General features: G+C 33.2%; 13 protein-coding genes. 4 read left to right on the top strand and 9 right to left on the bottom strand.

Annotated features, from left to right (window positions below; all coding sequences use genetic code 11):
• Positions 1 to 19: 19 nt before the first annotated feature.
• Positions 20 to 1936 (bottom strand): phosphoglycerate dehydrogenase, encoded by a 1917-nt coding sequence (serA, locus tag WAF17_RS16845; RefSeq protein ID WP_338762070.1) that lies wholly within the window; start codon positions 1934 to 1936, stop codon positions 20 to 22.
• 193 nt (positions 1937 to 2129) lie between these two features.
• Between serA and WAF17_RS16840 the strand changes: the two genes are divergently transcribed.
• The gene (locus WAF17_RS16840) at positions 2130 to 2927 is read left to right on the top strand and encodes a hypothetical protein (protein ID WP_338762068.1); all 798 of its coding nucleotides are present in this window, start codon (positions 2130 to 2132) and stop codon (positions 2925 to 2927) included.
• A gap of 111 nt (positions 2928 to 3038) precedes the next feature.
• Here WAF17_RS16840 and WAF17_RS16835 read toward each other — a convergent pair whose 3' ends face one another.
• The gene (locus tag WAF17_RS16835; RefSeq protein ID WP_338762066.1) at positions 3039 to 5210 is read right to left on the bottom strand and encodes a TonB-dependent receptor plug domain-containing protein; all 2172 of its coding nucleotides are present in this window, start codon (positions 5208 to 5210) and stop codon (positions 3039 to 3041) included.
• Between the two features lie 343 nt (positions 5211 to 5553).
• Between WAF17_RS16835 and WAF17_RS16830 the strand changes: the two genes are divergently transcribed.
• Positions 5554 to 5685: a hypothetical protein gene (locus tag WAF17_RS16830; RefSeq protein ID WP_338762064.1), complete on the top strand. Its 132-nt coding sequence runs from the start codon at positions 5554 to 5556 to the stop codon at positions 5683 to 5685.
• Between the two features lie 199 nt (positions 5686 to 5884).
• On the opposite strand, the gene WAF17_RS16825 is transcribed toward WAF17_RS16830, so the two are convergent.
• Positions 5885 to 9790, bottom strand: a complete 3906-nt coding sequence (locus WAF17_RS16825; protein ID WP_338762062.1) for a T9SS type A sorting domain-containing protein — start codon at positions 9788 to 9790, stop codon at positions 5885 to 5887.
• A gap of 246 nt (positions 9791 to 10036) precedes the next feature.
• Here WAF17_RS16825 and WAF17_RS16820 point away from each other — a divergent pair, with 246 nt between their 5' ends.
• Together WAF17_RS16820 and WAF17_RS16815 are read left to right on the top strand one after the other, a co-directional pair.
• Positions 10037 to 10546 carry a GAF domain-containing protein gene (locus WAF17_RS16820; RefSeq protein WP_338762060.1) on the top strand — a complete coding sequence of 170 codons (510 nt, stop codon included), beginning with the start codon at positions 10037 to 10039 and terminating at the stop codon, positions 10544 to 10546.
• Between the two features lie 55 nt (positions 10547 to 10601).
• Positions 10602 to 11594 carry an SDR family oxidoreductase gene (locus WAF17_RS16815; RefSeq protein ID WP_338762056.1) on the top strand — a complete coding sequence of 331 codons (993 nt, stop codon included), beginning with the start codon at positions 10602 to 10604 and terminating at the stop codon, positions 11592 to 11594.
• A 218-nt stretch (positions 11595 to 11812) separates the two neighbouring features.
• On the opposite strand, the gene WAF17_RS16810 is transcribed toward WAF17_RS16815, so the two are convergent.
• From WAF17_RS16810 to WAF17_RS16785, 6 genes are all read right to left on the bottom strand, one after another.
• Positions 11813 to 12031: a hypothetical protein gene (locus tag WAF17_RS16810; RefSeq protein WP_338762053.1), complete on the bottom strand. Its 219-nt coding sequence runs from the start codon at positions 12029 to 12031 to the stop codon at positions 11813 to 11815.
• 29 nt (positions 12032 to 12060) lie between these two features.
• A complete protein-coding gene (locus tag WAF17_RS16805; protein ID WP_338762050.1) occupies positions 12061 to 13323 on the bottom strand; it encodes a DNA/RNA non-specific endonuclease in 1263 nt (420 codons plus the stop codon).
• A gap of 259 nt (positions 13324 to 13582) precedes the next feature.
• Positions 13583 to 14287, bottom strand: a complete 705-nt coding sequence (locus WAF17_RS16800) for a SprT family zinc-dependent metalloprotease (protein ID WP_338762047.1) — start codon at positions 14285 to 14287, stop codon at positions 13583 to 13585.
• Positions 14288 to 14289: 2 nt separating this feature from the next.
• Entirely contained in the window at positions 14290 to 17397 is a 3108-nt protein-coding gene (locus tag WAF17_RS16795; RefSeq protein ID WP_338762045.1) for an HsdR family type I site-specific deoxyribonuclease, read from the bottom strand.
• Entirely contained in the window at positions 17394 to 18560 is a 1167-nt protein-coding gene (locus WAF17_RS16790; RefSeq protein WP_338762043.1) for a restriction endonuclease subunit S, read from the bottom strand. The genes WAF17_RS16795 and WAF17_RS16790 overlap by 4 nt, the downstream gene beginning before the upstream one ends.
• On the bottom strand, positions 18560 to 20986 hold the full coding sequence (locus WAF17_RS16785) for a type I restriction-modification system subunit M (protein WP_338762041.1): 2427 nt from the start codon (positions 20984 to 20986) through the stop codon (positions 18560 to 18562). Before WAF17_RS16785 ends, WAF17_RS16790 begins: the two co-directional genes overlap by 1 nt.
• Between the last annotated feature and the right edge of the window lie 30 nt (positions 20987 to 21016).

The following is a 21016-nucleotide window of genomic DNA, read 5'->3' as shown; positions in this document are numbered from 1 at the left end:
CACTCGCTAATCAGTTTTATCAATACAAAATACGGAAACGAATAGTGTCTTCAATATCTTTAAGTTCTTGTATTACTTTTTCGTTGTACTTTTGATCAATATCTGTGATTACATAACCAATTTTTTCGTTAGTTTTGAGATATTGCCCGACAATATTTACTTCGTTTTTGGCAAAAGTCTGATTTATCTTAGCCAAAATCCCTGGTACGTTTTTATGAAGGTGCATCAAACGATGAGCATTTTGAAGTTTTGGAAGTTGTAGCTCTGGAAAGTTTACACTAGAAAAAGTATTTCCTGCATTGATATAATCCATCATTTTAGTAGGAACAAATTGTGCAATATTTTCCTGTGCTTCTACTGTACTTCCTCCTACGTGTGGCGTAAGAATGACATTTGGAATCTGACGCAATTCTGAAACAAATTCTTCTTGATTATTTTTTGGTTCTTCTGGATAAACATCAACACCTGCACCCAATATTTTACCACTTTTGAGGTTTTCTACGAGTACTGGAATATCAACTACTTGCCCACGAGCTAAGTTTAGGAATACTACGCCTTTTTTCATCAAATCAAACTGTTCTTTTCCAATAATATTTGAGTTTTCAGCCCTTCCATCGACGTGCAAAGAAATTACATCAGCAATACTCAAAAGTTCCTCCAAAGAAGTACACATCGTTGCATTTCCTAAGGCTAGTTTATCCACAATATCATAAAAATAGACTTTCATTCCCAATGCTTCTGCCACAACAGAAAGCTGTGAACCAATATTTCCATAGCCAATAATTCCCAATTTTTTTCCTCTGATTTCGAAACTATTATTTGCCGATTTATTCCACTTTCCTGTGTGCATTTCCATGACACTTTGAGGAACACCACGCATAAGCATAATCATTTCTCCAATGGCGAGTTCTACTACACTTCTAGTATTGCTATACGGCGCATTAAAAACTACAATTCCTCTATCTTGACAGGCTTCTAAGTCAATTTGATTTGTTCCAATGCAAAAAGCCCCAACTGCTAAAAGTCTGTCAGCGTGTTCTATTACTTTGGAAGTCAGATTTGTTTTAGAACGAATGCCTAATATAGATACTCCTTTTATTTTTTCTATAAGTTCATCTTCACTTAAAGCACTTGAAAGCAATTCTACTTGATACCCTTCTTTTTCCATCATTTCTTTTGCAGATTGATGAATATTTTCCAAAAGCAAAACCTTAATTCTATTTTTGGGATAAGAAATATTACGAGCTAGTTTATTGACATACAAGAACTCATCAAGATTTTGAGCTTCATGGTCAGCTTTACTAAGCACTTTTTCACGCTTTATATTTTCTGTAAAAGCATAAAATTCATTTGCCAGTCCTGCTTCTTTGATTTCATAATCTGTATAACCATCACCAATTACATAAATATCACCTTGTAGATTGAGTTTTTTGAGCAACTTTACTTTTCCATTATCTTCTGACAAAACATTACTTGCATTAAAACCATTTATTTCGCCATCACTATCAAAAGTAAATTCATTGGCATAAATATTTTCTATTTTGATTCCGAATTTGGTAACAATCGGAACAATAAAATCCTTAAAACCACTAGAAACAATCAGAATAGTATCTTTATAGGTATCAAAAAAAGTTTGATTACGCTTAAATGATTCAGATACTTTTTCGCTTAATTTTTCGATAAGCTCTGGAAGATGACTTTTATTTGCTTCTAAAATTGCAATTCTTTTATGAAGGGATTCTCTAAAAGAAAGATTTCCGTCCATCGCTTGGTCGGTCAAAGATTGAATTTGAGAAAGGCGTTCTTTTTTTTCTGGGTGATTTTGTAAAGCAATTTGGCAAAGCTCATCCATTGCTTCTACTTTTGTAAAAGTGCTGTCAAAATCTATGATAAAATATTTCTGAATGTCAGTAGTTTTGTCTTGTGTCGGATTCATACAGTAATTGAAATGAAGATAATTTATTTCTTGTATTTGATTTTTTGTTTGTGTGGGTTTGGCTACTAAGTTATGAAAAATTAAATTATCCTTTCTTTCTACAATCTGACTAAACGCTCAAATTATCTGTAAATTTGTTTATACGAAGATATATTTCTTTCAATTCTGTAATTTTTTCAAAAAAAATGCGCTTATGTATAAAAAAAAGAAAGTCTTATCTAAAACCTTAATTTATTTACTCGTTGGGTTCAGTTTATTTTTCTATAACTGCTCTAATCATAAAGTTGATTTTTTTGAAAAAAGTAATTTTGATGAAGATGCTAATTGGCTATTGGTGAGAAATAATACTGATTACGATACATATAACGTAATTTATGATAAAGAAACTTTACTTAAATTATGCAATGATTTAGAGCTTCAAGCAACTGAAGAATGTGGAGGAACAACACCAGATAACTGTTTATCTTTATATAAAAATGGAGAAAGAATTAATACATTTTGCTATTGCAGTTGGGAATTAATGTCATTTGATTTTGGACGCTTGGAAAAAAAATTTACTCCTGCAAAAGGTAAAGTAGTTACTATAAACTCTATTGATAGACATAATTTTGTTTTAGATAGTCTAAGAAAAGAGAATAATATTTATTTGTTATACCCTAAAGATACTACCATACAGTTTTATGGGCAATTAGAATTTGATGTCAAACTTATTGATAGAGAACAGGATATTTTTGAACAGGAGAAGCCTCTAGAAGAGATATTTCAAAAAGTTTTCAAACAAGGTAACTATAAGGTAAAAGCTGATTGGTATTTATCAGAAATAGGAACACCTAGAAAGTTAGGATATCACGTCAAGATAGATTGTGATAGCTCATTTCTCAAATATTTTGATGCAAAAAAACTTATGCAACAAGAACTATTTACAGAAATGAGTACATATAAATATTCAAATAAAGAGTTTAGAATATATTATTATGATTGGAATGAATAATATTTAACTATATCAGCAACAGCCACCAAATCTGAGTAATATATTTTCATAAAGTCATTTTATAAGCATTGAAAGCTTCCTTATGAAAGGAAAACAACCTTTGCCGTATATTTATATCTTCACAATAATCTTCAAAGAGCCATTTCGCTCCAACTGCCTGTGCATAGTACCATAATAACCACCTGTTGCACCTCTTATTCCAGCATCAAAGTAGGTAGTATTAAAAATATTATTCAATGAAAAAACAAAACTAACTTTATCATTGATGAAATTTTTAGTAGAAATAGCTGTATTGAAAACAGCATAGCTCGGAATAGAAGATACTGGATTAGAATCACTTGTAGTACGCTCTCCTACCCAATTTCCGACAAAATACCAGTTCAATATATTCTTAAAAGCAGCATCAAAGCCTAAATTTCCTTTCACTTTTGCAATATTAGCAACAGTAGGCGTCTCGTCTCCATTTTTTTGAGTTGGGTTTTGTAGAGTAAGGTTTCCGAAGGCTGAAATATCTGGAGTAATATTGTATTGCGTTTTAAATTCTAAACCAACAACTTGCGCTGTTCCTTGATTTCGATTCTGAAAATTTGGGTTTCCATCATTATCAATATCTCCAATATTTACATTTGAGATAATGATATCGTCATAAGAATTTAAAAAAGTATTGGTCTCAATAAATAAATTCTTTGAAGGTGTAAGGGTAATATTTGCTTCAAAAGAACGCACCTTTTCAGGTAGTAAGTCTGGATTTGGGATTCTTGAAGCTGCTTGAGAAAAAAGCTCAAAATTATTTGGAGGACGGTAAGCACTTCCTGCCATCAACTTTACAGTAAGGTACTCATTTGGATTAGATACTATGGCTAACCTAGGATTTAGTGTAGAACCATATACATTGTTTTGGTCATAGCGCATACCTACAATGATATCAGTAGCCTCAAATAATGACGTATTGATGACATACTGTCCATAGGCTGCAATATTTTGATACACTACACTTTCTCTCAAACTCTCATCTTTTAAAACAGTACGATAAAAGCTATTCGGAGAATTATAAAAACGATTTATACTTTCATAACCACGGTAGCCTTTCTCAACATCAGAGTATTCATAGACAGCTCCAAAGATAAGGTGCTGTGTTTCACTAAGTGTATAATCTATTTGTAGTTCACTTCCTATCAAATAAGAATCGTGTGCATAAGCTGTTCGTTCGTATGCAGAGTCTGATGGTGAATAATAATAATCATAACTTGTTTCTGCAATTCCTGTTTGACGATAATAAGCTTTTGCTAGAGCAAATATTTTTTCAGAAAAGTCTTTTTGATAACTGGCTGATAACGTATTTGTAACCGAACGCCAAACACCTGCTCTTTCCCCAGCTACATTTATAGGAGCAGAACCACTTCCAGCAACTGTCCCTTCACTATCTTCATGACCGTATAAAGGTAATCCATAATATTCTACTGGCGAATTTGAAAACTGCCCTTGTCCCATAGGTCTATCAAAACGACTAAAACCTAATTTCAAACCTTTCCAATTCATTCTTCCTATTATAGAATAGGCATTATCTACAAAACTGGCATTGTACTGTGGGTGGCGTTCTTCAAAAATAGGACCTTCAGAATTGACTAAAGAACCCGAAATCATAACATCCAAACTATCTTTTCGAAAACCTGCAACAGCCTTATTAAAGCGAGTTTGAAATGCTCCATATCCACCTTGATATTCCAAACCATCTATATCTTCTCCTTTTTTAGTAATTAAATTAATAATTCCATTAAAGGCATTTGCACCATAGAGAGCTGAGCCACTACCCCAAATAATTTCTATTCTTTCAATGGAATGCAGACTATATTGAGGACCTCCCAAAACATTACCTTCTAAGATATTATTTTCTACAATTCCATCTATCATGAGTAAGGTACGCTTATTTTCATCTCCATAAAGACCACGTTGTGCCCAAATATTAGGAAAAACACCATGTACACGAGTAAGGTCAAACCCTGGAATATCTCTAAAAATATCATCTAGAAACTCATAGCCTCGCTCTCTTATTTGTTCGGCTGTAATAACCATAATAGTAGCAGGAGCTTTACGAATACTTTGGCTACGTTTTGTAGCTGTAACTACTTTGATTTCAGTCTCTTTTTTACTTTCTAGTTCATCAAGCGCAAATTTATAACGTCCCTCTTCGTCTATTTGAGCTACAAGAAAATTATGAGAGGATAGAAAAACAAAAAAAAACAAAAACGCACAGGTAGCTATATGAGTAGATTTTTCTTTCATTCTTCTTAGAGTAAAGTGGTAGTAAAATAGTAACTTTTCTTTTCATAAGTATTTAATGGTTAACAAATTATAAAATTAAACCCTAAAGTCAAAATGATATAATCACACTGCTTATAAAAACAGAAAATAATAGAGAAGATATATTTTAGCACACTTCAATTCATAATTCGGAAAGTTTTTACTAATTTTATTCATAAGATAGCTACAAACAGTTTTTATTATACTCAATCCTTCTATTATACTATTTGTATAATAAAATGTAGACTTCCCTCCCAACTTTACTGACTTATGTTTGTCGTTATTTTCAAAACCACTAAACTCAACTTTCAACTTTATATATACAATGGCAGAAATATTAACTATATCAGCAACAGCTACAAAAGCTGAAAAATATCAAGAGCTTATTCCTCAAATTAAAGCACTCACATCAATAGAAAGCGACCTTATAGCTAATTACGATAGTATTCAAATATGAAATCAAGTCTTTTTTTGAGGTAATTTTTATAAAGTAGATGGTTTTGAGCAGACAAATAAAAAATATTTAGGGGAGTTGATAAGAGTTTTTGAAGGATTACTTTGACAAAAAGTAGAACTCAAAATCTTTAAAATTTACACACTTTATTAGATAATATAAGGAGTTGGCGTAGCCTTATAAGAGCTACGCCTATAATAATCTATTTCTTATGTATCTTCTTTCGCACTTGGATTTGTTTATCCCAAATTAGTTGAATACCATAAATACCTACTTTATAATTTGTTATATCAATAACATGCTTGGTTTCAGTTGCAAGATATGATTTACGATATAATTCTCTTCCTAATACATCTGTGAGTGTAATTATTATTTCTTTATCTGTAGGAACTATATCTCTCAAGTCTATTACAAAAATGTCATTTGTAGGATTTGGATAAACTAAGACTTGAGACTGAAAGATGCTTTCATTTGACAAAACATCATCATCATTGTCATCATCACCATTGTCATCGTCGTCATCGTCGTCGGTGGTAGGTACTTCATAAACAAATTCAGCAGAGGTAACCTCACAAACTCCATAGTATTGAGCCACAGCAGTGTATGTACCACTCCTTGTTACTTGATATTTAGTTGTTCCTAGAAGGGTTTTCACTAATCGACTGCCTCTATACCATTTTACAGAACTAATATTCTCATTCGGAGTAATATCTAATGAGTCTTCTCCAATTTGAATGATTTTTATCGTAGGGGGGGTATATACATTGATTCTTTTTACTCCGTTGCGAGTATTTTCGTAAAGACAGTCTCCTACTGTGTATGTAGCACTATAGTCGCCTTCTTTATCTACAATTATTTGATGTTGATTTTCCCCTGCAATAAGTTGTCCATTTCGATACCATTGTATCTTGGTAGGAATAGTAGAAGGAACAGGAGTTATTCCTGATAAGGTAACCTCAAGTGTAGCAGTTTGTCCTTCACAAAGTTGATTTGTACCTACAATACGTGGTGTAATACTTCTAACTCCTGTAATAGTAACACTATCTGCTGCTGAATATCCATCTTTAGTAACAACTAATTTGTACTTATGTGTTCCAATCTTTGCTCCTGAAAAAGATGGTATTCTACTTGTCTCTTCTAATTTACCATCAATATACCAATGATAAAGAGTATTTTCAGGCTGTTTTTTTGCTGTCAGGTTTGTATTTCCTAATCCACCACATATTAAACCATTATCTTCTTGTTCAATATCAGCTACTAGCTCAAACTTTTCAAATATAAGCGTATCAGATTTTAAAATTTGTCCATTTACTGTTTTTATGACACTATAATTTCCACCTGATGTAATTGTTATTGTTCTTTCAGTATTTGGTAATAGTGTTCCATTTTTATACCATTGATAGGTTGCTCCCTCTGTATAATTATCATATATTTGAGCGCTTTGATTTTGGAGTTTGTGTACCCGTCCGTGTTTTATCAATCTAAATTCTGATATGGTAATATCACCTGAACCTACTTGTCTATAGTGTTCGTGAGGAAGGTAGTAAATATGGTTTCCAGCAACTCCTACCATTGCATAAGAAAAAGAGCTAGGATACTTTGGTGATAAATATTTTTGATATACCAAACTTCCATCTGAAGAGTTTATTTTCAAAAAGACAGGTAATACATATATACCAAGAGAATTACGTCCTCCTGCTTGCTTTCCACCTATTCGCACATAGATATGTCCGTTTTCCCATTTTATCCATCTATAATCTGTAGGAAATGCTCCTCTTCTTAAATCCGTGATAAAAGAGAAACCACTTCCAAAATTTTCAGTTTCTTCAAAACCATAATCCCTTACCCATATTTTATTTCCTTGACTACTAAACTTAGCCAGTTTATCAGTTCTTATTCTATTAATTCCTCCGTCTGGAGCATCTACATCTCCTACCATCATATACGTTTCATTCGTTTTGGGATTTAATGTAAATTTAGCTCCACATAATCCTTGTTCGGATATATCCTTTACCCATTGAACATTACCTTGAGAGTTTGCCTTTGCAAGAAATGCACTCTTACCTGTTGCACTGTATTGTCTTCCTATCATTTGAAAAAGTAATGGTTCTTCTCTATTACGATCTGAGGTAGTAACAACAAAAGTAAAGTATATGTCTCCGTTATTACCTACTTTGATTCCCTCTGATTCTATCTTACCCTCTACTAGCTCTCCCACTTTTAAATCATATTCTACATTTGCATTTTGATTGATTTTAATAAGCTGAGATCCATTTAGTAAATATATGTTTCCATTTTTGATAGTAGAATTTTCTATTTCATTGGTAGATATAATTACTTGTTTCATTTTTTCTAACCTACCATTAGAGGCATCAAAACGGAGATAATTGCAATCACTTTGAAAACTAGGGGAATGAGATGAGAATGTTAAGTCTTTAAAGTCACCAAAACAATATATTTTCCCCTCAAAAACTTCAATAGATTGTATTCCACGTCCTATTTTACTAAAATAATCTCTTGAAGACTTATCTGATTGATTTACCCAAACTACATTGCCAAACCTATCATACTTTACTATGTATAAAGTGGGAGATACCCTTCCCTCTAGATCTGTTTGATAATCCAATGTATTGTTTCCAAATGTAGAATTTCCCCTCTGGAAACCAAGTACATACAAATTCCCCTCTTCATCAGTAGTTTCTGCCATTTGAACTTCCAACCCAAACTCATCTCCATCTTTAGCCCAATTAATGTTTCCACTTGGAGCTACTTGAATAAATGCCATCTTAGAAGAACCACCTGAAAGAAGCACTCGGTTGTTTTGAAGCGTTCTAGAATTTCCATCTACTGACAAAATTACTTTTCCATCATTATATACTGCCATTTCTAAGGCTTCATCTATCGCATAGTAGTCTGGGTCAGGAAAATATTTTTGTGCAGGTGAACCAAATTCACTATCGAACTCTTGAGTATTGCTACCATATTTATCAAAAATATGAGTAATCTTAGCACTTAAATCGGAAAAACTATAAGTAAACACATCATGAGACAGACTGAGCAAATGAATTGTTCCATTCTTTACTTGCATATCTACTAGCGTAGGTACATTGACACTACTAGGATTAATATTTGTGATGAGTGTTTCTTCTTTCTGATTACCTGTTTCTGCATCTACAGTCAGAAATTTGTAATCATCATCTTCGTATCGTCCTGCAATACATAACTCGTTTGTCGTTGGATTGAATGCCATTCCAATACTAGAATCAATAGGATATCTATACTCACCACCTCTAATAATATCTTTACAGAAAAATAAGATATTTCCATCAGAGGAAAACCCAGTAATTGCTATCCCATTATGGTCTTCATAACTAGAACGACTAAAAGACTCTGTTTCTCTTAGAATATTATTATTAATTCCGTCTCTAATCAATAAATTATAATCATAGTCTGTTAAAAAGTCGCATATCATATATACGTTGCCATTCGGATTTAATGCTAACTGTCTAGGATAGATATGGTCTGTTTCTATACGTCTGCTCCAAATTATATCTCCTTTTGGGTCAAATTTATTCACTAATACTGCTCTTTCGTAGATAGCAAAAGCAATATGAATATTTCCATTATCATCGATGAGCATGTCCATACCGATACCTCCATTTTCAACTTCTTTTTCAAATAGCTTATTTCCATTACTGTCATACTTGATGATATATGAAGTCCCATTTACTTTCTTGAGAACAAAAACATTATCATTTTTATCTACAGCTACAGTTGTGATTTGTTCGAAGTTTTCATCTGATTCAGATTTCTTATACCATAACACCTCTCCCTGTGTATCCAATTTCATAAATACCAATCCCACCTTACCGACTTCCACATCATAATCAGCAATTCCATACTTCGTATGTCCTTCGTGATAACCTGCAACATAAGTATTATTTTTAGAATCAGTTACCATTTTAGTAAATAGGTGATAACCCATTCCTCCTGCTCTCTCTTCCCATTCGAGCTCTGGGGCTTCTGTAGCATGTAATAAAAAATCAGTTTGTGCTGATATACTGACAACAAAACTGAAGTAAAATAATGTAAAGTATAGAATTCTCATATTGTGTTTTTATTTTTTTATATATAACATTTATTTTACAAAATAAACGTTTTTACCTGTTTATATTGCGCTGCAAATATAAGTGAAATTTGTAAGAAAATGATTAATATTTCTTTTACAAATTACGCTAAAAAATAAAAAAGTTGTGATTTCTGATTTGTTTGTGCTATCCATATAAAACATTTAAATTATACGTAAGTTTGTAAAAATGAAATTTTAAAAGTAAACATAAATCATCATTTATTCATGGCAGAAACATTAACTATATCAGCAACAGCTACAAAAGCTGAAAAATATCAAGAGCTTATTCCTCAAATTAAAGCACTCACATCAATAGAAAGCGACCTTACGGCAAATCTTGCCAATATTGCAGCAGCCTTGAAGTATGGAATGGATTTTTTTTGGGTTGGTTTTTATCGTGTAGAAAAAAATGATTCTACTGACTTTGAAAAACAAACTCTTATTCTTGCACCCTTTCAAGGTCCTTTGGCTTGTACTCGTATAAAATATGGGAAAGGAGTTTGTGGAAAATCTTGGCAAGATAAAGCGACTATTTTAGTAGAAGATGTAGAAAAATTTGAAGGACATATTGCTTGTAGTACCGATTCCAAATCTGAAATTGTAGTTCCTGCCTTTGATAAAGATGGAAATGTAGCTTTGATTTTAGATGTAGATAGCGATAAAGTAAATGATTTTGACCAGACAGATAAAAAATATTTGGAGGAGTTGATGAAAGCTGTGGAGGGATTACTTTGATTGTAGATTGCAATTCATAATTTTCTGATTTTTAATCTCTAAACTTACATTTTTTTTGGAACAAAATAAACTTACTTCAAAACGCATTCTTATTACAGGAGGGGCTGGTTTTATTGGCTCAAACCTTTGCGAAAGATTTTTAGCTCAAGATAATAAGGTTACTTGCTTGGATAATTTTTCGATGGGACGAAGAGAAAATATAGCTCATCTTTTAGAAAACCCTAACTTTACACTCATTGAGGGAGATATTCGTAATTTAGAAGACTGTAAAAAGGCTGTTACTGATGTTGAACTTATCTTGCATCAAGCTGCACTAGGTTCTGTCCCTCGTTCAATTGCCGACCCAATTACTTCTAATGATGTAAATATTTCTGGCTTTGTAAATGTTTTGGTAGCTGCAAAAGAGGCAGGGATAAAACGCATTGTGTATGCAGCCAGTTCTTCAACGTATGGCGACCACAAAGCATTGCCTAAAGTAGAAGAGAATATTGGTCGTCCTCTTTCGCCTTATGCCGTAACCAAATATGTAAATGAACTTTATGCAAATGTCTTTTCAGATTTATATGGTTTGGAGATTATTGGGTTGCGTTATTTTAATGTTTTTGGAAGAAAACAGCGTCCTGATGGTGCTTATGCTGCCGTTATTCCAAAGTTTATTGGTCTTTTAATGGAAAATGAGCGACCAACTATTTTTGGAGAAGGCGATTTTTCAAGAGATTTCACCTACATAGAAAATGTCTTACAAGCCAATGAACTGGCAGCCACAACAACAAACCCAGATGCCATAAATCAAGTGTATAATGTAGCTTTTGGAGAGCGCACAACTGTAAAAGAGATGTTCGAACTGATGCGCTTACTTCTTAGTAAATACGATTCTAAAATTGCAGCTATCGACGCTATTTATGGAGACAACCGTCAAGGAGATATTCCTCATTCTTTAGCTTCTATTGAAAAAGCCAAAAAACTATTAGGCTACTCTCCTCAATATTCTTTCAAAAAAGGACTTACAGAAGCCATTGATTGGTATTGGAAGGATATAAGAAAATAATATCCAACAAAAAACCAAACAGTTTATTTTAAAACAAACTGTTTGGTTTCATAAAACTAGTAGCTCTGTTAGGAATAGTTTAAAAAATCATAAACTACTGCAATACAATGATTTACGGTATTTTATGAAAATCAAGGTGTCATTATAGGTGTCAAAACAACTACTTAAATTATTTTAGTAGCCACCTTTTTATCCTTTCTATAGACAGTTTCTCGCTTTTAGTCATTTATGAGTTTAGCCAACATCTCACTCTTAATATGCTGTGCTCTATTACCCACATCAAACTGAAAAGCACTAAGAAGCGCTTGCTCGTCTTCACCTGTTTGCTTAGATAATATTTCTGCTTGATTTCTCAAGATGATTTCTAAGTGCGCTTGAATAGAAGCATTTGAAGCAATGGTATTTGCAAATAGTTTTTCTGTAGAAATTGAAGGCATATTTTTTTTAATAAAGATGAACTACAAATTTACTCTTCTTTTTCCTCATATAAAACAATACTCTTTCCATTTTCCACACTCATACTTGGAGTGCCGTTGTAGTCAGAAACTTTTCCAGTAACACAAATCGTTTTTCCTTTCAAGTATTCTTCAGGTTTGTATGGAAAGTTTTTGACCTTATCTGCAAAGATGGAAACTGTAAAAACTTGATTGGGAAAGGCTCTATCTAAATTAATAAATATATTTCCTTTACTTGATAGCTTGGTACTGACCACAGTTCCACAGATAGTCACTTTCTTATTGGATTTTGTCTTATACTTCGCTTGATTTGTATTGAAATAACCTTTTGGCAGAGACATTGGATCAATGGCAGCGACATCTTGTTGCTCATCACTTGGTATCCATTCTTTGCCATCCGTCATTGATTCTAGTCTATTTTCTAACTCATCACTTAGGTTTGAAAAAAAATCTATCTGAGTTAGCTTTTCTATCTCATCAATAGAAGTCGTAAAAGTGGTTAGTAATGACGTAGAGGCTGCATTGGGAAGTAAAAAAGCAATGCCACGACTATTCTTCAAATCAATGGCTATTTTAGCATATCGTTTTGGAATAGCTACTTTATTAACTCCTCGTTCTATTTTCTGTACATCTTGACTGAGGATAGGTAATGTAACTACATAAAGCGAAGTGTTATTTTTGATAACATAGGCTCTCAAGGCATCTTCTAAGTGTGCCCAAACCTCCCTATTAAATTCAGCTTTTTGAGGGCTCATATTAGAATACAAAAATGATTCAGAAAGAGCTTTTTCAGACCAGCGAAAGTCTGCCGAAGGAGCTAAATGCCCTCTATCATAACCAAAACCATCATATTCTAATTTTCCATTCTCTAAAGTATCCACCAAAAAGTAATCTTCTTGTTTGGCAGAGCCTGTACTGACCTTTTCGTCTTCTCTAAAATCATTACTTCTTCCAAAACTTGTCTGTGCTATATCTGGGGTAATGATGTGCATTACCCATCTAGCTTGTTCAAATTCCTCAGCATAAGTGAGTATCATTGCTGAATGCGTAATTACTTCGTCTTTAAAATCTGATTTTGGAAGTCCGACTGCATTCAAATCTTCAATTATTTTTAGAAGTTTGAGGCTGTCTAACTGATTTTTTGTAGTGGTTAATTTTTGCTCTAAATTCTTTTGTTCTTGTTTATAAGTTTGAATTTGCTCATTTAGGGTTTGTGCTTTTGAAATAATGGTAAAGCAAAAAAAGAGAAGCGAACAGATAAACAATTTTTTCATTTTGAATAAGGGGTTTAGTAGTGTGGGATAGGAATATACAAAATAAAGACCACTTGAATAGTTTAAGGGGTCTTTATTTTGGATGTTCACTCTTCCCCCAACGTTTCAGAAATTTTATAGAGTTTCTTTTTATCAAAAATCAATACGCACCATACCGACTCCATCCACCACCAAAATACTGGTTTTTAAAGTGGTCATATACTAAGTCTGTTTTTATTGTGATGTCTTCTTCTTATTGATAGATTGAATAAAGTAAGATTCAAAAAACAAACTCATTCAATTCTTTTTTGATTTCTTTCCATTGAGGGAGGTGGTGATTCATGTAAGCATAAAAACGCTCGTTGTGATGGCGTTCAAGGAGGTGGGTAAGTTCGTGGACAATGACGTATTCTAAACAATGTAATGGTTTTTTAGCTAATTCTAAATTAAGCCAAATTCTTTTTTCTTCAATGGTGCAAGTTCCCCATTTAGTTTTCATTTGTTTGATGCGCCAATCATTACACTTTACACCCATTTTAGTTTCCCACTTTTCTATAAGACTAGGAATGTGTTTTTTGAGTTCAGAGCGATACCAATCACTCATTACTTTATCTTTTTGCTCTTGGGTAGAATTAGGACGTATTTGTAAATCTAAATGAGTTTTAGATTTTAGAGTTACTTTTGGGTTTTTGTCTTTCTCTGTAATCCGAAGAAGATAACGATGACCTTGAAAATAATGACTTTCTTTCTCTTTATATTCTCTTTCAGACTGACGTTCTTGTTTTTGAAAACTACGTTGTTGTCTTCTTATCCAACCAATTTTGGAAACTACAAACAATCTCAATGTATCATCACTAACACTCAAAGGAGCTGCCAAGCGAATACGACCTTCAGGAGGATGTACTGATAAATGAACATTTTTGATGCTTTTTCGAATGACATCAATATTCAAATTTTCAGCTATTTGTAATGTGTTATTTTCCATTTTTACTTGTATTCAGCTTGCTGTTTGATAATCTCAAAGATAGATTCTAATTTATCTTCGCTCTTATGTTCCACTAAGATAGGAAGAACAACCTGTATTTTCAAGTTTCTTTCCTTATTAAAATGCCCTATCCAATTATCATATTTGTTAAGTAAAATAGATTCATTCAAAGCAAGTGCAATCGCTTCATTTTTTTCTAAATTATCATACAAAGCTCGTTTGGCTGGTGTATTTATGTCGGCAGGATAATCTTGTTTTTTTCCATCTGGCTGCATGTCTTTAGCCAACTCTTCGTATTTTTTCAATAACTCTTCGTAGCTAATTGCATTTGTTTTTCGCTGCTCTATCAAGTCGCCCAGCAGTTCGCTCATCTTTCCATAAAAAATAGGGTTGATAGGCATTTCTTGAATGATGATTTTACGAATATTGTTTTCTACAGCTTCAGAAATAGACTCTTTGCTTTTCTTTATCTGAGGAGATAAATGTTCCGTAGCATCTTCAATTCCATTTTCAATGATGAGTTGTAAGAGACTTTTTTCTCCCAAATTAGAAAGCATACGACTAGGATCAGCCGTTAGATACATATCCAATAATTGACGCATCTCTGGCTCGTATTTTTTCAAATCTATATAATCGCCACTATATTCTTTGATACTATTTCGTAACTCTGTGTATTCATTGACTAGCTTTTTTATCTTGTCAGCTTCTTCTTTAGAATAGGATTGCAAAATTTCGGAAGCAATATTATTATAAGAACGAATTAGAGAAACAACAGCTTTATAGAAAGTCAAACGTTTTTGTTCTCGTTCTTTTAAATCTTCTGGTTTGGAAGGATCACCACAAAAGTAATTATAATATTGAGGTAATTCTTTTGGAGGAGCGACAGGCTCACAAAGATGATGTAGTGTTTCGATGGCATCATCTAATCGTTCTTTATTTTTTTCTTGACGACTAGAAAGCAAATCTTTTATATCTGCTTCATCAAATGAATCGAAAGCATCAGAAGTATAAGTGCTAATAGAATCTTCTAGTTTTCCGAACAAACTTTGATAATCTACAATGTATCCAAAATCTTTGTAATACTCATCTTCTTCCTCTTCGTTACCCAAACGGTTCGTTCGACAAATAGCTTGAAAAAGACCGTGGTCTTGCATCTTTTTGTCAATGTAAAGATAAGTACAATGGATAGCATCAAAACCTGTCAATAATTTATCTACAACAATTAAAAGCTGCATCTGACTAGGGTTTTCTTTGAACTGCTTTTTAGCAAAGTCTTCAAATTTGTCAGCTTGAGTAGTTTCAAAATTATAATCTTTGAGCATTTTTTGATAAATCTCATACTGCTCTTTTTTCTCTGTTGTTCCGTCGCCTGTTTCTTCTTGTTTTGTGCTTTGTGCGTTGGGTTCGAAACTACTCACAACAGCACATCGTTTGAATCCGTAATCTGTAAAAATTTTGTAATAGCGACAGGCTTCGTAAATACTACGAGCAACAAGTATGGCATTTCCTCGTTTGGCTTTCAAACGTGGTTTTTTGGCAAAATCCATTTTAATATCGGCTACAATACGCTCTAAACGACTTTTAGAACTAAGTAGTTTTTGCATTGTTCCCCATTGCTGTTTGAGTTGTGCCTTGGGTAAATCATTCATTCCTTCGGTGTGAGCATCAAACCAATCATCAATACCTGTTTGATCGACAATATGCTGATCTACATCACGAGCTTCATACAATAAATCCAAAACAACATTATCCTTTACGGCATCATTGAATTTGTAAGTATGAATATAAGACCCAAATTTCTCTAAACTCGTTTTTTTATCTTTTTTGAGTAAAGGAGTTCCTGTAAAACCTATCAAAATACGACTACCTTCAGGAAGTAAGGCTTTCATAGCATCGTGCAATGAGCCACTTTGAGTACGATGACATTCATCTATAAAAACAACAAACTCTCCTTTTGGACTGAAATTTTTAGGACGTGCTAAGTCTTTGAGAAATGCTTTTAATTCGTCATTGTCAGTAGTGCGCTCTCCAAATTTATGCACTAGCGTACACATCAGACGATTGCCAACATCATTGAGCTGGGTAAGCAAATCGGCACTACTTTTTGAACGTGCAATCGTTTCTCCTACGCCTGAAAAAACGCCTTCAATTTGGTCATCTAATTCGGTACGGTCAGTAACAATAAGCACTCTTTGACTATCTCCGAGTGGTTTATTTTCTAGTACCCATTTGGCAAGCCAAACCATTGTTAGACTTTTTCCACTTCCTTGTGTGTGCCAAATAATACCACCTTCTTTATTAGAAAGGCTTTTTTGTGCTGCTTTTACACCAAAGTATTGATTTGGACGGCATAATTTTTTTGTTCCAAAATCAAAAATGATAAAGTTATAGAGAATATCCATAACTCGCTCTTTGTTCAGAAGCTCTTTTATTTCTTTATCTAATGGAAAACTATCAGGTTGGTAGCTACTTTCTTCTTCTTTCCATTTCAAAAAGAATTTTTCACTTGTTCCTGTTGTGCCGTAATACAAACCTCCACTATCATTACCTGCCATAACGAGCTGAACCGTTGTAAAAAAAGGCTTTACAAATAAATGCTCTTGACAAGATATATTTTGACGAATACCTTGACTTACTGATACGCTTGACTTTTTGAGTTCTAAAACTCCAATAGCAATTCCATTGATATAAAGGACAATATCTGGACGACGTGTATGATTTGCACCTTTTGTACTAACTTCTTCAGCAACAGCAAAATCATTTTGATAGATATTTTTCCAATCTATAAAATAGACAGTTTGATACTGCTCTCCTGCTGACTCTTTGACCGAAACACCATAACGCAATAAAGAATAAACCTCTTTATTTACTACATAGAGACTATCCTGTGCGCTGATAGAAACAGCTTTTTCTAGTTCATAGAGAGCCTTTTGAATCAAAACAGGTGTATAGTTTTGCTTTTTTAGAAAAGCCTCTATATCATTTCGACGAAGATTATGATTATCTTCTTTTGACAAATCGCCAATGTAACGATAATCTAATTCGTTTTGAAATACCTTGAGTACACGGTTTTGTACTTCACGCTCTGGTGAAACAGTTCTTTTGCTCATAGTAGTCGTATTTTTCCAGTGAGTAAATTTTGCATCATACCTTGTTTAAGCTGCTCTGCTTTTTGGAGCTTTTCTTCTAAGATTTCTAGCTCATTATCCATATCAGATAGAATGGTGGCTATTTGAGTTTGTTCTTCTAGTGTTGGTGGTGTAAAAATCTCTATTTTTAATAATGAACTTTTATTTAATTTTGCCCTTGTTCCTCCAACAATGAAATTGAGAATATTTTTATTAACTATTGAATAAAATAAATAATCTTGACTAAAATCTACTTTTGCTTTTAAAATGTGAGCATGATTATTTACCCAACACTTGCCAGCCATCTTATAAGCAATAGGGCGATTTTTGTATTCATCGAAGTATCCTCCATCTTCTGCTATTAAAATAATTTCATCATCAATGACAAAATCATCTACATAATCAACTATACCATTTGCTCCACAATATGGAATATCTCCTTTCATAAGGTTTCTTTGATTATCATTCAAAGGAACTCTTAAATTATCTAATACGTCCACAACTTCCCCCAAAGTCTTCACTTCCCAATCCTTTTTCGGCTTTAGAAGTTTTTGCATAGCAGCCTGTTTGATATTTTGTTTTTTCTGTATGAGTTCTTCCAAAGAAGAAATATATACATCGGCATCACTCAAGGCATTGGCTATGGCTTTTTGTTCTTTTAGTGGTGGGAGAAAGATTTGGAATATTTTGATTTGTCCTATATTCAATCCTTCTCTGTTACCACCAGACTGAAAGCTATCAATTTGTTTTTGTCCAAACTCAGAAAGTAAATAAGAGCGTAAAAAAACAGAGTCTAAATAATTTGGATTGGGTCTAATAATACAGACGTGTTGATTTACATTACCTCCAACTAGAAATTCATTAGCAATAGAACTTCTACCAATTGAAGCTCCTGAAATATTTAGAAAGACATCATTTAGGTGTATTTCAGTATTTGGAAAAGTTTGATGAATAATTTCTTCTATAAATACTATTTCACTTAATTTTAAATTTCCCCAGCCAATATTTTGACTTCTTACAAAAGGTCTTCCTTCAGATTTATAAACTGTTGATCCTCCTGTGGGAGTAATACCACTACCAATCTTTAAAGTCAAATCGTCTAGTGTTAGAGTTCTCCACTCAGTAATATTATGATTTAATTCCATTAAAATCCCATAGTTTTAAGGTGAGCAATTACTTTACTTTCCATTTCTTGTTGTTTGGCTTGTAGCTCTGGGAGTGTGCTTTGATAACGCTCTGCCAGTTCACGTATGCGCTGGGTAAGGCGTTGGCTAATACGTTCCATTTCAGACTTGATGTTTTTTTCTAGTACACCTATCCATTTGTCTTCTACAATAAGCTGTTTTATGTCTTGCTCAGTCAGCTCTGGGTATTTCAAAAGAGCCTTTCCATCTAAAGAAGCCTCTTTGGTTTTGATTTGAGCATTTAGTTTTGATACCTTTCCTTGTAATTTAAGGTAGCTTTCTAAAATAGTAATCTCTTCTTTGTCTTGTTCTTTACTGTCTAGTTTTTTGAGCTTTTTAAGATGTGTTTCTACATTCTTTTTATTTATTTTTTCATACTCATAAAAAAGACCGTCTTCAGTATTATGTTCTTCTTCTAACTCGGTAATTTCTGAAAGTGCTGTTTCTCGTTGCGCCTCTAAATCTTGTAGTGTTTCTTTTTCGGTTTTGAAAAAGCGTTCAATGACGAGTGTCTTAGGCAAAATATCACAATCGTGTCCGATGACTTTCTTTGTGGTTTCTTTTCCTTTCTTTTTGATTTCTTTGTAAATAGGCTCTACATTCGCTTTCCAACCTTCTAAAGCAATCAAATAGGCATCATCTTGCATTGTTTCATTCCAATAACTCATTAAATGCTGATAAATATCGTATTTATCTAGTAATGGTTTGTTGGTGTAATGTTGCAATAAATCTTCTGAAATAGTATGAATTAATTCTTTAGGTTTGAATCCTATTTCTAAGTTTTTGAGTTGTTGAGTTATGCGTGTTTTCCATTCTAAAAACAGATTTTCCATTTCTTCAGAAAAACTAACAAATTCAGCGTGATTAAAAATAGCTGTTTTGATGTCTTCTTTTGCTATGCGTAACTGGCTGTAATTAGGTCGGTCAGTAGCTTCGAAAAGGTCATTTTTAAGAGAAGGATATACCGTCCAATATTTCTCTAGGCTTTCAATGTCTATATTTGGAATTCCTCCCAAAAGGTGCGCCTCAATATCTTGTATATCTTCTTCGTCTTGGTTGTCTATGTATCTTGGTAGATTTAGATTATAGTCATTTTTTGGGTCTTTAATCTCTTCAATAGCTACCAAACGGCTATATTTTGGAATTTCTAATTTTTTATTAAAAACATCTACCACATTATGAATATCTTGCTCACGAAGTCGGTTTTTGTTTCCGTCTTTGATAAATCCTTTGGAAGCATCAAGCATAAAAATATGCGTTCTGTCATTGGCATGTTCTTTATCAATGACAATAATACAGGCAGGAATCCCTGTACCATAGAAAAGATTTGCAGGAAGACCTATAATTCCTTTTATATATCCTTTATCAATAAGATTTTGACGAATAACAGCTTCGGCATTTCCTCTAAACAAAACACCGTGAGGCAAAATACAAGCAGCTTTCCCTGTGCTATTTAGGGATTTGATAATATGAATCAAAAAAGCATAATCGCCATTTTTATCAGGAGGAACTCCAATACCATCAAAACGACTAAAAAGGTCTTTTTGAGGACTAAATCCTGTACTCCAATCTTTTAAAGAAAAAGGAGGATTGGCAACTATAAAATCAAAAGTTCGTAAGTAACCATTCTCATCTTTAAAATTAGGGTCTGAAAGTGTACTTTGTCCTCGTGCAATAACAGCCGAAGTATCATCGTGCAAAATCATATTCATACGAGCCAAGGCAGCCGTAGAAACATCTTTTTCTTGTCCGTAAATACTTCCTTTTCCATCAGCTTCATCAAGAGCCTTTAATAAAAGTGAACCCGAACCACAAGTAGGGTCATAAAAAGTAGTATTGTTTGTCGTATTTTGAATATCTAATACTTTTGCTACAATTCGGCTTACTTCACTTGGTGTATAAAACTGTCCTTTACTTTTTCCACTCTGTGTAGCAAAATGACGCATCAAATACTCATAAGCATCTCCAAGTAAATCATCTCCTCCAGCTTTATTTTTACTAAAATTCAGCGCAGGATTTTCAAATATAGTAATGAGTTTGGTAAGTCTATCAATCATTTCTTTGCCTTGACCGAGCTTGTCCGTATCATTAAAATCAGCTAGATTTTTTAGTTCGTCCAGTCCGTTGGCAGTAGTTAGTGAAGCAAAAATCTTATTCATTTTGTCGCCTATCTCTGCTTTTCCTTTAAGGGCTGTCATTGCTTTGAAACTTCCATCTTCAGGAACAACTAAAGCACCATAAGGATTTCCTTCGTATTTATCTGAAACGTACTTTATAAAAAGCAAAGTCAATACATAATCTTTGTACTGACTCGCATCCATTCCACCACGCAAAGCATCACAACTTGCCCAAATAGAGCTATATAATTCTGATTTTTTAATTGCCATTTATTTCTGTTTCTCTTTTTTTTACTTAAA

This window comes from Bernardetia sp. ABR2-2B (assembly GCF_037126435.1).
In the GTDB taxonomy this organism is placed as follows: Bacteria; Bacteroidota; Bacteroidia; order Cytophagales; family Bernardetiaceae; genus Bernardetia.
Note: the sequence above shows the minus strand (reverse complement) of the source record. Positions and strands in the feature narration are given on the sequence as shown.